At 68.1% G+C, this 13,679-nt stretch carries 12 protein-coding genes; 9 read left to right on the top strand and 3 right to left on the bottom strand.

Going from position 1 to position 13,679, the window contains the following annotated elements; translation table 11 throughout:
- Positions 1-22: 22 nt before the first annotated feature.
- Positions 23-2,530: a UvrD-helicase domain-containing protein gene (locus GONAM_RS16005; RefSeq protein ID WP_006867805.1), complete on the top strand. Its 2,508-nt coding sequence runs from the start codon at positions 23-25 to the stop codon at positions 2,528-2,530.
- Positions 2,531-2,637: 107 nt separating this feature from the next.
- On the opposite strand, the gene GONAM_RS16000 is transcribed toward GONAM_RS16005, so the two are convergent.
- Entirely contained in the window at positions 2,638-3,801 is a 1,164-nt protein-coding gene (locus GONAM_RS16000; RefSeq protein WP_006867804.1) for a M23 family metallopeptidase, read from the bottom strand.
- A 445-nt stretch (positions 3,802-4,246) separates the two neighbouring features.
- On the opposite strand from GONAM_RS16000, the gene sucC reads away from it, so the two are divergent.
- Both sucC and sucD read left to right on the top strand, forming a co-directional pair.
- Positions 4,247-5,410 carry an ADP-forming succinate--CoA ligase subunit beta gene (gene sucC, locus GONAM_RS15995; protein WP_006867802.1) on the top strand — a complete coding sequence of 388 codons (1,164 nt, stop codon included), beginning with the start codon at positions 4,247-4,249 and terminating at the stop codon, positions 5,408-5,410.
- Positions 5,411-5,424: 14 nt separating this feature from the next.
- Positions 5,425-6,327: a succinate--CoA ligase subunit alpha gene (gene sucD / locus GONAM_RS15990; protein ID WP_006867801.1), complete on the top strand. Its 903-nt coding sequence runs from the start codon at positions 5,425-5,427 to the stop codon at positions 6,325-6,327.
- A gap of 77 nt (positions 6,328-6,404) precedes the next feature.
- On the opposite strand, the gene GONAM_RS15985 is transcribed toward sucD, so the two are convergent.
- Positions 6,405-7,466 (bottom strand): GmrSD restriction endonuclease domain-containing protein, encoded by a 1,062-nt coding sequence (locus GONAM_RS15985; RefSeq protein ID WP_006867800.1) that lies wholly within the window; start codon positions 7,464-7,466, stop codon positions 6,405-6,407.
- A gap of 161 nt (positions 7,467-7,627) precedes the next feature.
- On the opposite strand from GONAM_RS15985, the gene GONAM_RS15980 reads away from it, so the two are divergent.
- Genes GONAM_RS15980 through GONAM_RS15955 form a run of 6 tightly spaced genes read left to right on the top strand, consistent with a single transcriptional unit; the run spans position 7,628 to position 12,027 of the window.
- Positions 7,628-8,311, top strand: coding sequence for a hypothetical protein (locus tag GONAM_RS15980; protein WP_245548631.1), 684 nt, complete (start codon positions 7,628-7,630; stop codon positions 8,309-8,311).
- A complete protein-coding gene (locus GONAM_RS15975; protein ID WP_006867798.1) occupies positions 8,308-8,784 on the top strand; it encodes an RDD family protein in 477 nt (158 codons plus the stop codon). The genes GONAM_RS15980 and GONAM_RS15975 overlap by 4 nt, the downstream gene beginning before the upstream one ends.
- A 45-nt stretch (positions 8,785-8,829) precedes the next feature.
- Positions 8,830-10,299, top strand: coding sequence for a carboxyl transferase domain-containing protein (locus GONAM_RS15970; protein WP_006867797.1), 1,470 nt, complete (start codon positions 8,830-8,832; stop codon positions 10,297-10,299).
- Positions 10,296-10,694, top strand: a complete 399-nt coding sequence (locus GONAM_RS15965) for an NUDIX hydrolase (RefSeq protein WP_006867796.1) — start codon at positions 10,296-10,298, stop codon at positions 10,692-10,694. The genes GONAM_RS15970 and GONAM_RS15965 overlap by 4 nt, the downstream gene beginning before the upstream one ends.
- Positions 10,695-10,747: 53 nt before the next feature.
- On the top strand, positions 10,748-11,368 hold the full coding sequence (locus GONAM_RS15960) for a nitroreductase family protein (RefSeq protein ID WP_006867795.1): 621 nt from the start codon (positions 10,748-10,750) through the stop codon (positions 11,366-11,368).
- A gap of 17 nt (positions 11,369-11,385) precedes the next feature.
- The gene (locus tag GONAM_RS15955; protein ID WP_006867794.1) at positions 11,386-12,027 is read left to right on the top strand and encodes a TetR/AcrR family transcriptional regulator; all 642 of its coding nucleotides are present in this window, start codon (positions 11,386-11,388) and stop codon (positions 12,025-12,027) included.
- Here the strand turns inward: GONAM_RS15955 and GONAM_RS15950 are convergent, their stop codons facing one another.
- Positions 12,028-13,662, bottom strand: a complete 1,635-nt coding sequence (locus tag GONAM_RS15950; protein WP_006867792.1) for a class I adenylate-forming enzyme family protein — start codon at positions 13,660-13,662, stop codon at positions 12,028-12,030.
- Positions 13,663-13,679 lie beyond the last annotated feature (17 nt).

The raw sequence follows: 13,679 nt of genomic DNA, 5'->3' as shown, positions 1-13,679 counted from the left end.
GGGCGGGTAGCCTGGACTACCGATGAACAGCTCTTCTTCTGCCCCTCTCCTCGCCGGTCGCACGTCTTCCTCCTCCTCGGGGACGGCTGCCGCCGACGACCGCGTCGCCCGCCTGCTCGAGGGCCTCAACCCGCAGCAGCGCGCCGCGGTGCTCCACGCGGGCGCACCGCTGCTGATCGTCGCAGGCGCGGGGTCGGGCAAGACCTCGGTCCTCACCCGCCGCATCGCCTACCTGCTGGCGGCGCGGGACGTCACGCCCGGGCAGATCCTGGCCATCACCTTCACCAACAAGGCCGCCGCCGAGATGCGCGAGCGCGTCATCGACCTGGTCGGGCCGCGGGCCGCCTACATGTGGGTCTCGACCTTCCACTCGACGTGCGTCCGCATCCTGCGGGCCCAGTCGGGGCTGCTGGAGGGGATGAACTCCAACTTCTCCATCTACGACGCCGACGACTCGAAGCGGTTGCTGGGCATGATCATCCGCGACCTCGACCTGGACCCGAAGAAGTTCAGTCCGCGCGGTGTCTCGGTGGCGATCTCGAACTTCAAGAACGAGCTGGTCTCGCCCGACGAGGCGGCGGCCTCGGCAAACGAGGACGACTTCACCGCGGCGACGATCGCGAAGATCTTCAGCGAGTACCAGCGCCGGCTGCGGGCGGCCAACGCCTTCGACTTCGACGACCTGATCGGCGAGACCGTCGCCCTGCTGCACCGTCACCCGCAGGTCGCCGAGTACTACCGGCGCCGCTTCCGGCACGTCCTCGTCGACGAGTACCAGGACACCAACCACGCCCAGTACGTCCTCATCCGCGAACTGGTGGGGGAGCAGACCACCGCGAGCGGCCTCGAACCCTCCGAACTCTGCGTCGTCGGTGACGCCGATCAGTCGATCTACGCCTTCCGCGGCGCCACCATCCGCAACATCGAAGAGTTCGAGCGCGACTTCACCAACGCCGAAACCGTTCTGCTCGAACAGAACTACCGTTCGACGCAGACCATCCTGTCGGCTGCCAACGCGGTCATCGCGCGCAACACCGGCCGTCGCGAGAAGAAGTTGTGGACCGACTCCGGCGACGGCGAACTCATCGTCGGCTACGTCGCCGACTCCGATCGTGAGGAGTCGACGTTCATCGCCAAGGAGATCGAGGAACTCACCGACTACTCGATCGGCGGGTCGTCGAGCTACAAGTACTCCGACGTCGCGGTCTTCTACCGCACCAACACCGGCTCCCGTGCGATCGAGGAGGTGTTCGTCCGCCACGGCATCCCTTACAAGGTGGTGGGCGGCACCAAGTTCTATGAGCGCAAAGAGGTCCGGGACGTGGTCGCCTACCTGCGGGTGGTCGCCAACCCCGACGACTCGGTGAGCCTGCGACGCATCCTCAACACCCCCCGACGTGGCATCGGCGATCGAGCCGAGGCCTGTGTCGCCGTGCATTCGGAGAACACCGGCCGCAGCTTCTACGAGTCGCTCATCGACGCCGCCGAGGGCAAGGTCGCGCTGCTGAACACGCGCGCGGTCAAGCAGATCGGCGGCTTCGTCGAACTCATCGAGGGTTTGCGCGCCGACTTCCTCACGCACTTCGGCGAATCCGACACCGACGACGCCGACACCGCCTTCCTCGACGCCACCGAGGAGTCCGCCGACATCGGTGAACTCGTCGACGCCATCGTCGAACGCACCGGTTACCGTTCCGAACTGGAGGCGTCGAACGATCCCCAGGACGGCGCCCGGCTCGACAACATCAACGAACTCGTCGCCGTCGCACGGGAATTCAGCGCCGACGCTGCGCAGATCGACCTGGAGTCCGAGGCCGAGGATGCCGAGATCGACCGCGAGGGCGAGCCCGAACCCGGTTCTCTCGCAGCATTTCTCGAGCGGGTCTCACTGGTCGCCGATGCCGACCAGGTGCCCGACGAGGGTGACGGCGTGGTCACGATGATGACGCTGCACACCGCGAAGGGCCTGGAGTTCCCGGTCGTGTTCGTGACCGGTTGGGAGGACGGGCATTTCCCCCATATGCGAGCACTCGGTGACCCGAACGAACTGAGTGAGGAACGCCGCCTCGCCTACGTCGGCATCACCCGCGCCAAGCAGCGTCTGTACCTGACCCGATCGGTGACCCGCGCTTCGTGGGGGCAGCCGGTGTCGAATCCGGAATCCCGCTTCCTGCAAGAGATCCCGCAGCATCTGATCGATTGGCGGCGCACCGAGCCGCGTCGTTCGGCACGTGGCTTCGGGGGATCGTCGGGTGGTGTGTTCGGTCGCGACGGCTCGTTCTCGGGCAGCGGCGGCGGCTCGTCGTTCGCTCGCGGCCGGTCGTCGTATTCCTCCGACCCGGCGCGCGGACGCAACAAGCAGGTCCACCTCGACATCGGCGACCGGCACAACCATCCCAAGTACGGCATGGGCAAGGTCGTGGCCAAGGAGGGCAGTGGCGCCACCGAACGCGTCACCATCGACTACGGCGGCAGCGCCGGACGCGTCACCCTGCTGACCGCAGGTGGCATCCCAGGGGAGAAGCTCTAGGGACCCCGCTCGATCACGTTGCGTTGTGTGCCGGAAAACGGTGCAGAACGCAACGTGATGGCGCGAGAGCGCGAGAGCGCGGCGTACGCCTTGAGAGGGAGAGAGACCTAGCCGGTGTAGCCGGCGAGCTTGACGCCCTTGGAGGCGAGCCACGGCACCGGATCGATCTTGGTGTTGCCGTCCTTCCACACCTCGAAGTGGCAGTGCGGGCCGAAGGAGAAGCCCTCGTTGCCGACCAGTGCGATGACGTCGCCGGCGGTGACCTTCTGGCCCGCGCTGACGAGCACGCCCGAAGAGGACATGTGGCCGTACATGGTGACCGTGCCGTCGTCGGCGCGCACCTGGACCCAGTGGCCGTACCCGGAGGCCGGCTCGGCCTTGATCACGACGCCGTCGGTGACCGCATGGATCGGGGTGCCCAGCGGTGCCGCAAGATCGATGCCGCCATGCATGGTGCCCCAGCGCATCGCGAAGGCCGAGGTGAACGAGTACTGGCCGAGCGGGATCGGCGAGGTGTAGAGCGGGCGACGGGCCAGGGCCTCGCGCTGCGCTTCCTCGGCGGCCATCTTGGCGCCGACGCCGAGCTGGTCGGTGAAGACGTTCATCTGGTCCGTGATCGGCGACGCGGTGGCGACTCCCGGACCGAGGTCGACGGGGGCCGTGGCGTCGTTGACGGCTGCGGCGTTCGTGGTGGCGGTGTTGGTCGATGCGTCGTCGGTGGCACCCACCTGGGAGACCGCTGCAACGGCTGCGCCGGCTGCCATGGCGATCAGGGCGGCGCGTCCGCCCTTGAGGGCGTTCGGCGGGGCTGCGATGCGGTGTTTGCCGCCGCGACGGACGCGCTGGCCGGCCGGGTTCGTGCGGAACGGGCGGAGATCGGAGTGGGACTCGTTCTCGGCTTGGTCGGAGTCCAGGTCGACGAGCATGTCGAGCTCGGCGCCTTCGACGTCGAACGGCTCGTCGTGTTCGTACTGATCGAACTCGTGCTCGGGGATCAGGATGTCCTGAGTGATCTCCGAGTGGGTCGGGCGGTAGTAGCCCTTCCAGGACGAGGGAGTCCAGGTGGTCTCTTCGGACGGTGTCCGGGTGGTGGAACCAGACGAGCGGTGGGCTTCGTGGCCGAAGTCGTAATCGCTGGGGTCGTAGTCCGTGTCGTCGTCGACGAAGGGGATGATGGTGGTCATCTCCTCTGCCGTGAGGTCGTCGACCAACCCGCCCGATCGGACGCGGCTCGATCCGCGTGAGACTCCGGGTCCCGCCAAATCGTCCACCTCATCTCTTCGCTACCGCGGATCCGACGTTTTGTCCGTAATCCTTCTGTGACCAACTCTGAGAGCCGACGGTAACGAAATGATTGCGGCAAGTCCAACCGTAGAAAGCCGCTAATCGGAAATTTGTGAGCTGAGTCACAGGATTTCTCCAACTTCGTCAAGCCGTCGAATCTGGGGTTTGCCGGCCTGGATGAAAGGCTCCCCGGGTTCGTCGCCGCGATCGATTCAACACCCTGCGCCGCGTGTGCGCGAGGCCGGGTCTCCGGACGGGCGAATCTGCCAGGTGAGAGGTACCGAGAGGTACTCGCGAGTAGGTTGGGACCGAGCGAGTGATCTGTCGCACAAGGGCAGGGTGCGCGCGAAGGGGCAATACAGCACGGGTTTAGAGTCCGATATGGCCCGCGTTACACCCTTCGGCGGGCAAATCTACGAGATGGTGAGCTGAATGGATCTCTTCGAATACCAGGCGAAGGAACTGTTCGCCAAGCACGGGGTTCCCACCACACCCGGTCGGGTGACCGATGATGCCGCCGACGCGCGGGCGATCGCCGAGGAAATCGGCAAGCCCGTGATGATCAAGGCGCAGGTCAAGACCGGCGGACGTGGCAAGGCAGGCGGCGTGAAGTACGCCGCGACCCCGGACGACGCGCAGTCCCACGCCTCCAACATCCTTGGCCTCGACATCAAGGGCCACGTCGTGAAGAAGTTGCTGGTCGCCGAGGCCAGCGACATCGCGGAGGAGTACTACATCTCCTTCCTCCTCGATCGTTCCAACCGCACCTACCTGGCCATGTGCTCGGTCGAGGGTGGCATGGAGATCGAAGAGGTCGCTGCGACCAAGCCCGAGCGTCTCGCCCGGGTCGCCGTCGACGCCGTCAAGGGTGTCGACCTGGAGACCGCCCGCTCGATCGCCGAGCAGGGCCACCTGCCTGCCGAGGTCCTCGACGCCGCAGCCGTGACCATCCAGAAGCTGTGGGAGGTCTTCGTCGCCGAAGACGCCACCCTGGTGGAGGTCAACCCGCTCGTCCGCACCCCGGACGATCAGATCCTGGCCCTCGACGGCAAGGTCACCCTCGACGAGAACGCCGATTTCCGTCAGCCCGGCCACGCGGAGTTCGCCGACATCGAGGCGACCGATCCGCTCGAGCTGAAGGCCAAGGAGAACGACCTCAACTACGTCAAGCTCGACGGACAGGTCGGCATCATCGGCAACGGTGCGGGTCTGGTCATGTCGACCCTCGACGTCGTCGCCTACGCCGGTGAGAAGCACAACGGCGTGAAGCCGGCCAACTTCCTCGACATCGGTGGCGGTGCCTCGGCCGAGGTCATGGCCGCCGGCCTGGACGTCATCCTCAACGATGATCAGGTCAAGAGCGTCTTCGTGAACGTCTTCGGTGGCATCACCGCGTGTGACGCGGTCGCCAACGGCATCGTCGGCGCCCTGGAGAAGCTGGGGTCGGAGGCCAACAAGCCTCTCGTCGTCCGCCTCGACGGCAACAAGGTCGACGAAGGTCGCAAGATCCTGGCCGATGCGAACCACCCGCTGGTCACGCTCGCCGAAACCATGGACTCGGGCGCCGACAAGGCCGCCGAGCTGGCGAGCAAGTAAGGGAGCCACGGAAAATGTCGATCTTTCTGAACAAGGACAACAAGGTCATCGTCCAGGGCATCACCGGTGGTGAGGGCACCAAGCACACCGCCCTGATGCTCAAGGCCGGCACCAACGTCGTCGGCGGCGTGAACGCGCGCAAGGCCGGCACCACGGTGTCGCATGTCGACGCCGACGGCAACAATGTCGAACTGCCGGTGTTCGCCTCCGTCGAAGAGGCCATGAAGGAGACCGGGGCCGACACCTCGATCGCCTTCGTGCCGCCGAAGTTCTCCAAGGACGCCATCATCGAGGCGATCGACGCGGAGATCCCGCTGCTGGTCGTCATCACCGAGGGCATCCCGGTGCAGGACAGCGCCTATGCGTGGGCCTACAACGTGGAGAAGGGCGCCAAGACCCGCATCATCGGTCCCAACTGCCCCGGCATCATCACCCCGGGTGAGGCTCTGGTCGGCATCACGCCGAACAACATCACCGGCAAGGGCCCGATCGGTCTGGTCTCCAAGTCGGGCACCCTGACCTACCAGATGATGTACGAGCTGCGCGACCTCGGCTTCTCGACCGCCATCGGCATCGGCGGCGACCCGGTCATCGGCACCACCCACATCGACGCCATCGAGGCGTTCGAGAAGGACCCCGAGACCAAGCTGATCGTCATGATCGGTGAGATCGGTGGCGACGCCGAGGAGCGTGCCGCCGACTACATCAAGGCCAACGTCTCCAAGCCGGTCGTCGGCTACGTCGCGGGCTTCACCGCGCCGGAGGGCAAGACCATGGGTCACGCCGGTGCGATCGTGTCCGGTAGCTCCGGCACCGCACAGGCCAAGAAGGAGGCCCTCGAGGCCGCAGGCGTGAAGGTCGGCAAGACGCCGTCCGAGACCGCCGCGCTGGCACGGGAGCTCTTCGAGGCTCTCTGAGTCGTCTTCGACACCGAAAAACCCGAGCGGGACCATCCGCTCGGGTTTTTTCGTGCGCTCGGTGTGCCGGGTGACGCCTACTCGCAGGCGACTCCGTCACCGTCGCGGTCGAGCTTGGCGCGGTAGCCGGGCTGACCCGCGTACAACGGGGCGGCACCGGCCGCGCGTGCCGCCGAACAGTTCTTGTAGTAGACCGAGCCGGGCGCCTCGGCGGGCGGTGCCGTGTCGGCCGGCGGGGCGTAGAGCCGCGGCGGCGTGTAGGTCGTCTCGGGGACCGGGGTCGCCGTGGAGGTGCGCGTCTCGGTGCGCTCGGTGGTCGTCGGCGCCGCCGCGGTGGCACCGCACGAGGTCAGGACGCGGGTGATCGCGTCCTTCTCCGCCTGGGTCACCCAGAGCCGGTAGGCGGCCTTCACCTCGACCTGACGGGACACGTAGGTGCACCGGTAGTCCTTCTTCGGCGGCAGCCAGGTCGCGGCGTCGCCGGCGCCCTTCTTCTGGTTCGTCGGACCGTCGACCGCCTGCAGGTTGCGCGGGTCGTTGGCGAAGTCGACACGCTGCTGCGGCGAGAGTTGCTGCGCGCCCTTCTGCCACGCGTCCGAGAGCGCGACGACGTGATCGATCTGGACCGCCGAGGAGGTGCTCTGACCGCGGACGAACCGGATCGTCGTGCCGGTGTACGGGTCGTCGAGCGTGCCCGACAGGACCGCGCAACCGTTGGAACCCGGCTTGAGGGTGATGTCGGTCAGGTCGCGACGCAGGATGTCGTTGCGGGTGTCGCAACCGTTGTGTCCGCCGTCGACGGTGACGTCATCGGACCAGGCCTGCCCGAACAGGTCGCGGTCGTATCCGGTCTTGGGTGCGCGTCCCTTGACGGCCAGGGTGTTCAGCGTCTGCAGCGCGTCGTCCGCGGCCGGTGCCGAGACCACGGCGATCACGGCCGACGCGGTGGGCAGCGGGGTCTCGGCGGCGGCCGATGCGGTCGGGAGCGCGGCGGCCGAGGTGGTCTCGGGCGTCGTGGACGGACCGGTCACCGGACCGTCGATCACGCAGCCGGCGGCAGCGAATGCGGCCGCGGCGACAGGGGCTGCGAGCAACCACCGGGACAGCGGCTTCCGGCGTGGGGACACAGATTCGGGCATCGTCGAACGAACCTCTCATAGGACTTCTCAACCATCATGACGCGCACTTGTTTCGACGAGCCTCGAGCCACATATCGGCCCTGCGCCGGGGTCGTTACACGGCACACGACGTGACACGATTGCGACGGTCCGGGCCGATCCCCGCGTGCGATAATTCGGCGGTGAACCCAGAGCCGCGGGGCGGTGCGACATCCCAATTGGTGAGGGAGTCGTGGCGTTTCGCGGGGGTCGTCGTCGACGCGGCCGAACGCCTGCCGGTCGCGGGCGGGATCATCGGCGCGGCACGTACCAGGGCGCAGCGGTTGATCGACGACACACGCGTCCGGGTCGCCACGACGACGCGGACGATCCTCGGTGCGGTCGTCCGCGAGGTCGTCGAGGTCCTCACCGAGGAGGTCGACCTCACCGACCTCGTGTTGCGCAACGTCGATCTGCACCGGCTCATCGCCGAGGTCCTCGCGGTCATCGATCTCGACGCGGTGATCGAGACGGTCGACCTCGATCGTGCTGTCGCGCAGGTGGATCTGATGAAGGCCATCGCCCTGGTGGACATCGACGAGGTCATCGGGACCGTCGACCTCGACGCGGTGGCTTCGCGGATAGACATCGAGGCCATTCTCGACCGCGTCGACCTCGTCGGCCTCGCCGAGGAGATCATCGACGGCGTCGACCTCCCGGACATCATCAGGGAGGCCAGCACATCGGTCACCGCCGACGTGATGACCGACGTGCGCAGCACCAGCGAACGTGCCGACGACGCGGTCGCCAACGCGGTCAACAGGTTCCTGCGTCGACGCGCCGCCGAGGTCGCCGACGAGCCCGGCCAGGACGGTGCAGGCAGATGACAGCAGAACCGAAACCCGACCATCCGGCGGTGCACCGGGCGCATGCCGTGCAGGACCGGGACAAGGACGCCGGGATCGTCAGTCGCGGCATCGGTGCCTTCCTCGACCTGCTCGTCGTCTGGACCATCCTGGGCGCGTGCTATCTCGGTCTCGCCCTGATGAAGTTCGCCGTCACCGTCAGCGAGTTCCACTTCCCGCAGCTCAACATCCTGTTCACCACAACGGGGTTCGTGATCACCGCGGTGTTCTACCTGTCCACGTGCTGGGAGGTGTCCGGCCGCACCCTGGGCTCGGTCGTGATGGGACTCCGAGTGGTGAACAGCAAGGGCTCACGCGTCCGGCCGGCCGTCGCCGTGCTGCGAGCCCTGTTCTGCACCGTCTTCGCCATCGGCCTGGTGTGGGTGGCCGTCGACCGTCGGCGCCGCTCGGTCGCCGACATCGTCTTCCGCACCAGGGTCATCTACTCCCGCTGACCGCGTTCGGCGTACGGAGGCCGCGTGCGGGATACGGTGTGAGGCATGGGTGAACGGGCACGGTTGTCGGCCGCGGACTTGCGGGACCTCATCGTCGACGACGGATCGTGGGAGTCGTGGGACTCCGCGATCGTCCGCCCCGCGGTCACCTCCGACGGCGACGACCGCGCCTACGCCGACGACCTCGCCCGTGCCCGGGAGCGCAGCGATTCGGACGAATCGGTGATGACCGGCACCGGCCTGATCGGCGGCCACCGGGCGGCGATCGTCCTCAGCGAGTTCGGATTTCTCGGCGGGTCCATCGGCCGCGACGCGGGTGCACGGATCGTCGACGCGATCGGCCGGGCCACCCGCGAACGCCTTCCCCTGATCGCCTTGCCCGCATCGGGCGGCACCCGCATGCAGGAGGGGACCGCGGCCTTCCTCCAGATGGTCGCGATCACCGGGGCCGTCACCGCGCACAAGACGGCCGGGCTGCCGTACCTCGTCTATCTGCGGCATCCCACGACAGGTGGTGTCTTCGCCTCGTGGGGCTCACTCGGTCACGTGACGTGGGCGCAACCGGGCGCCCTCGTCGGATTCCTCGGCCCCCGCGTGTACGAAGGGCTCTACGGCGAACCCTTTCCCGACGGCGTCCAAACGGCCGAGAACCTGGTTCGCACAACGGTCGTCGACGATGTGGTGGAGCCGGGAGATCTGGCCGGGCGGCTGGCGTCGGTGCTGAGACTGCTCGCCCTGCACGGTGATGCGCCGCCGACGCAGGCTCCGCAGCCCGCGCCCGACGACTCCGGTGCGCCGGCGCACGACGCCTGGGCGAGCGTCCTGGCAACCCGTGAACCGGGACGGGCGGGGCTCATCGAGTTCCTCGCGCACGGGGATTCGGCGGCACTGTCCGACGCCGGCCCACTTCGCTTCGCACTCAGCGACTTCGGTGGCCGCGTGGCGATGGTCGTCGGCTACGACCGGGTGTCCCAGGAGGACGGCGAGTTGCCCGGGCCGCGACACCTGCGCGAGGCGCGCCGGGCGATCATGGCCGCCGGCGATCTCGGCCTCCCGGTCGTCACGATCATCGACACCCCGGGGGCGGAACTGTCGGCGGTCGCCGAGGAGGGCGGGCTCGCCGCCCAGATCGCCCGCTGCACGGTCGAATTGATCAAGGTCGCGGTCCCGACCGTCTCGGTGATGTTGGGGCAGGGGGCCGGCGGTGCGGCGTTGGCGCTGTTCCCGGCGGACCTGCGCGTGGCCCGCGCCGATGCGTGGTTGTCGCCGTTGCCTCCCGAAGGTGCGAGTCTGATCGTCCATCGCGACCTCGAGCACGCCGGCGAGATGGCCGCGCGCCAGGGCATTCTCGCCGGACGGCTCGCAGCGCAGGGAATGGTCGATGTGATCGTCGACGCCGACTCCGACGCCGACGCGCTGGCCGGAATTCGTGAGGCGGTCGGCAGATACCTCGCGAGCTCGCCGACGCCGGACGCCCGAGCGCGCACCCGGGTACCCGCGGCGGACGTGCGATGACCACGCGCATCGTCGCGGTCGGTGCCGTCCTCACCGACGACGACGGCCGGGTTCTGCTCATCCAACGGCGAAATCCGCCGCAGGCCGGGAAGTGGACGGTGCCGGGCGGAAAGGTCGAGCCCGGCGAGTCGATCGAAGCCGCGGTCGTGCGGGAGATGGTGGAGGAAACCGGTTTACGCGTCGAGGTCGGCGAGTTGTTGTGGACGGTCGACATCCCCGGGCCCGACGACGTCGTGTTCGAGGTCCACGACTTCGCCGCGCGGGTCGTCTCCGGGATGCTGTGTGCCGGAGACGACGCCGCGGACGCCGGATGGTTCACGCCCGAGCAACTCGCCGAGCTCCCGGTGACGCGTGGACTGGTGGCGCACCTCCGCAAACACGGGGTCCTCGAATAGGCATGTGACCACGGTTGGTGGTGCCCGCGGCCCATCCTGTGGAAGATGGGGACATGACCGAACTCCTGCCGCTCGATCCCGACCAGCTGCTCTCGACGACGCGCTCGGTGCGCAAGCGTCTCGACTACGACCGCCCGGTCCCGCTCGACGTGGTCAAGGAAGCACTCGAGGTCGCCCTGCAGGCGCCGACCGGGAGCAACAGCCAGACCTGGCACTGGATCGTGCTCACCGACCCCGAACTCAAGCAGAAGGTCGCCGATTACTACGCGCAGTCCTTCGCCAAGTATTACGCCGCGCAGCAGCCGCGCGACGAGACCGGCAAGCGGGTCGCGTCGAGCGCCCAATACCTCGCCGACACGATGGGACAGGTCCCGGTGCTGGTCATCGGCGCGATCTACACCGGTGGCGACCTGCCCGAGGGCAACCAGGCCGGCGTGTGGGGCTCCCTGCTGCCGGGCGCCTGGAGCCTGCAACTCGCGCTGCGCGCCCGCGGCCTCGGTTCTGCGTGGACCACGCTGCACCTGGCCTACGAGAAGGAGATCGCCGAGCTGCTCGGCATCCCCGCGGGCATCCACCAGGGTGTCCTGTTGCCGGTGGCCTACTACACCGGCACCGACTTCAAGCCTGCCCCGCGCAAGCCCCTCGACTCGGTGCTCCACATCGACGGTTGGTGAGTAGAGTGCGGATCACCATGTCCGCCACCAGTGACACCCCACCGGTCGAGACGGGGGACGTTCCCCGCCCGCCGACCCGTCGCACCCAGGCGAAGGCCGCACGGCGCGCCGAGCTGCTGACCGCGGCCGCGCGGCAGATGGCCGAGCGCGGCTTCGCCGGTGTGCGTCTCGAGGACATCGGGCGTGCGGTCGGTGTGAGTGGACCGGCCATGTACCGGCACTTCTCGTCGAAGACCGAACTGCTCGACGAGATGCTCGTCGACATCAGCCAGCGGCTGCACGACGGCGGTGCCGAGGTCGTCGACCGCGGCGGGCCGCCGTCCGAGACCCTGTTGGCGCTCATCGGTTTTCACATCGACGTGCTCGTCACGAAGCCCGACCTGATCGTCGTCCAGGATCGTGATCTGTCGTCGATGACGCCGGAGGCCAACCACCGTGTCCGACTGTTGCAGCGGCGCTACGTCGAACGCTGGGTCGACGTCGTGATCGCCGTCTACCAGCGGGAGGGCCGCACCCTCGACCGGGCCGAGGCGCGCGTCCGCGTGCACGCGACGTTCGGCCTGCTCAACTCCTCGCCCCGCTTGCCCGCCTACGACGAGTCCGAACTGCGTCGTCTGCTCACCGCGATGGCCCTGGCCGCACTCGGCTGCCGGGTCTGATCAGCGCAGTTCGCGGCGCAGCAACTTGCCGGTCGCGCTGCGTGGGAGCGCTCCGACGATCTCGACCTCGCGCGGGTACTTGTAGGCCGCCATCCGTTCGCGGCAGTACTCGATGAGTTCGGTCGGCGTGGCCTCCGCACCCGGTTGGAGGGCGACGTAGGCGCGGGTCGACTCACCGCGGTAGTCGTCGGGGATTCCGACCACAGCCGTCTCGAGCACCGCCGGATGCGACTGCAGCACCTGCTCGATCTCGAACGGCCAGATCTTGTACCCGGACGCGTTGATCAGGTCGTTGCTGCGGTCGATGACGTAGAACCAGCCGTCGGCATCCATGAAACCCACGTCGCCGGTACGCATCTCACCGTTGCGCAGCGCCGATCCGTCGTCGTCGACCTGACCCCAGTAGCCGGCGGCGATCTGCGGTCCGGCCGTGACGATCTCGCCGAAATTGCCCGGCGGCAGCGGTTCGCCGCGCTCGTCGACGACCCGGGCCATCGTGTCGAAGATCGGCAGACCGACTGACAGAGCACCGGTTTCGGGATCGACCGGCGCGGGGACACCGGGCGGCACCATGTGGGTCGGCGAGGTGGACTCGGTCTGCCCGTACACGTTGTGGATCATCCCGCCCAGGCGTTCTTCGATCCGTTCGGCGACGTCGGGGAGGACCGGTGCGCCCCCCGAATAGCGGAGTCGGAGTGACTCGAACGCCTCGGGCGACGCGTCGGGATGGTCGGCCAGCGCGATGTAGGCGGTGATCGAGGCGACGGAGAACGCCGGACGCCAGGCTCGCACCGCGTCGAAGATCAGGCCGGCGTCGAATCGGTGGGTGAGAACGAGCGGGGAGCGCAGGGACAGCGCCAGCATCACCGAGCCCACCAGGCCGGTGACGTGGAAGATCGGCGACATGCACAGGATCGGCTCGCCGAGTTCCAGCCCGGTCCAGGTGCGATAGGCCTGCGCGCTGAACGCGAGGTTCCGGTGCGTCAGCTTCGCGCCCTTGGGTGGGCCGGTGGTGCCCGACGTCGGTGCCAGCACCGCGACGTCATCCGGTGCGGGTACGTGCCGGGTGATCGCCCGCGAGCCGGTGCCGATCAGGTCGAGGAGTTCGACGGTGCCTGCCGTGGCAACCCGGGACACGTCGAACACGCGCTGCAGATCGTCGCTGCCTGCGAAGTCGAGTGGCGAGGCCGTGACGACGAGTCCGATCGACCCGAGCTCGTCGGCGACCTCCGCGTGGACCTCGTCGAGGATGAGCAGCGCGGTTGGCGTGAAATCGTCGAGGGCCCTGCGGAATTCGCTGCGCTTGTACATGGGGCTGATCAGAGCGGCGACGCCGCCGGCCTTCCAGGCCGCGAGGAGTCCGAGGATGATTGCCGGCTCGTTCTGGACGGCGATGCCCAGCCGGTCGCCGGCCGCGAAGCCGTGTTCCCCGAGCGCGTGGGCCAGGGCGTCGGAGGCGGCGTCGAGGTCGGCCCAGCTCAGCGTCGCGCCGAAGTAGTGGACGGCCGGAGCGTCGGGAGCCGCAGCGAGCGCGGCGTCGAACGCCTCGAGCGGGGACCCGAACTCGAGGTCGAGGTGCTCGGAGAGTCCGGGCGGGTAGTTGGCCAGCCAGGGACGGCTCTCGTAGGCGTTCATGCGTACGAGCGTTCGGG

The organism is Gordonia namibiensis NBRC 108229 (genome assembly GCF_000298235.1).
GTDB lineage: Bacteria > Actinomycetota > Actinomycetes > Mycobacteriales > Mycobacteriaceae > Gordonia > Gordonia namibiensis.
Note: the sequence above shows the minus strand (reverse complement) of the source record. Positions and strands in the feature narration are given on the sequence as shown.

What these genes read in the sequence shown, in the direction of transcription:
- GONAM_RS15965 (WP_006867796.1), top strand. Translation starts at nt 10,296, where the DNA reads ATGACCACGCGCATCGTCGCGGTCGGTGCCGTCCTCACCGACGACGAC.
- GONAM_RS16005 (WP_006867805.1), top strand. Translation starts at nt 23, where the DNA reads ATGAACAGCTCTTCTTCTGCCCCTCTCCTCGCCGGTCGCACGTCTTCC.
- GONAM_RS15970 (WP_006867797.1), top strand. Translation starts at nt 8,830, where the DNA reads ATGGGTGAACGGGCACGGTTGTCGGCCGCGGACTTGCGGGACCTCATC.
- GONAM_RS15955 (WP_006867794.1), top strand. Translation starts at nt 11,386, where the DNA reads ATGTCCGCCACCAGTGACACCCCACCGGTCGAGACGGGGGACGTTCCC.
- GONAM_RS15960 (WP_006867795.1), top strand. Translation starts at nt 10,748, where the DNA reads ATGACCGAACTCCTGCCGCTCGATCCCGACCAGCTGCTCTCGACGACG.
- sucC (WP_006867802.1), top strand. Translation starts at nt 4,247, where the DNA reads ATGGATCTCTTCGAATACCAGGCGAAGGAACTGTTCGCCAAGCACGGG.
- GONAM_RS15975 (WP_006867798.1), top strand. Translation starts at nt 8,308, where the DNA reads ATGACAGCAGAACCGAAACCCGACCATCCGGCGGTGCACCGGGCGCAT.
- sucD (WP_006867801.1), top strand. Translation starts at nt 5,425, where the DNA reads ATGTCGATCTTTCTGAACAAGGACAACAAGGTCATCGTCCAGGGCATC.
- GONAM_RS15985 (WP_006867800.1), bottom strand. Translation starts at nt 7,466, where the DNA reads ATGCCCGAATCTGTGTCCCCACGCCGGAAGCCGCTGTCCCGGTGGTTG.
- GONAM_RS15950 (WP_006867792.1), bottom strand. Translation starts at nt 13,662, where the DNA reads ATGAACGCCTACGAGAGCCGTCCCTGGCTGGCCAACTACCCGCCCGGA.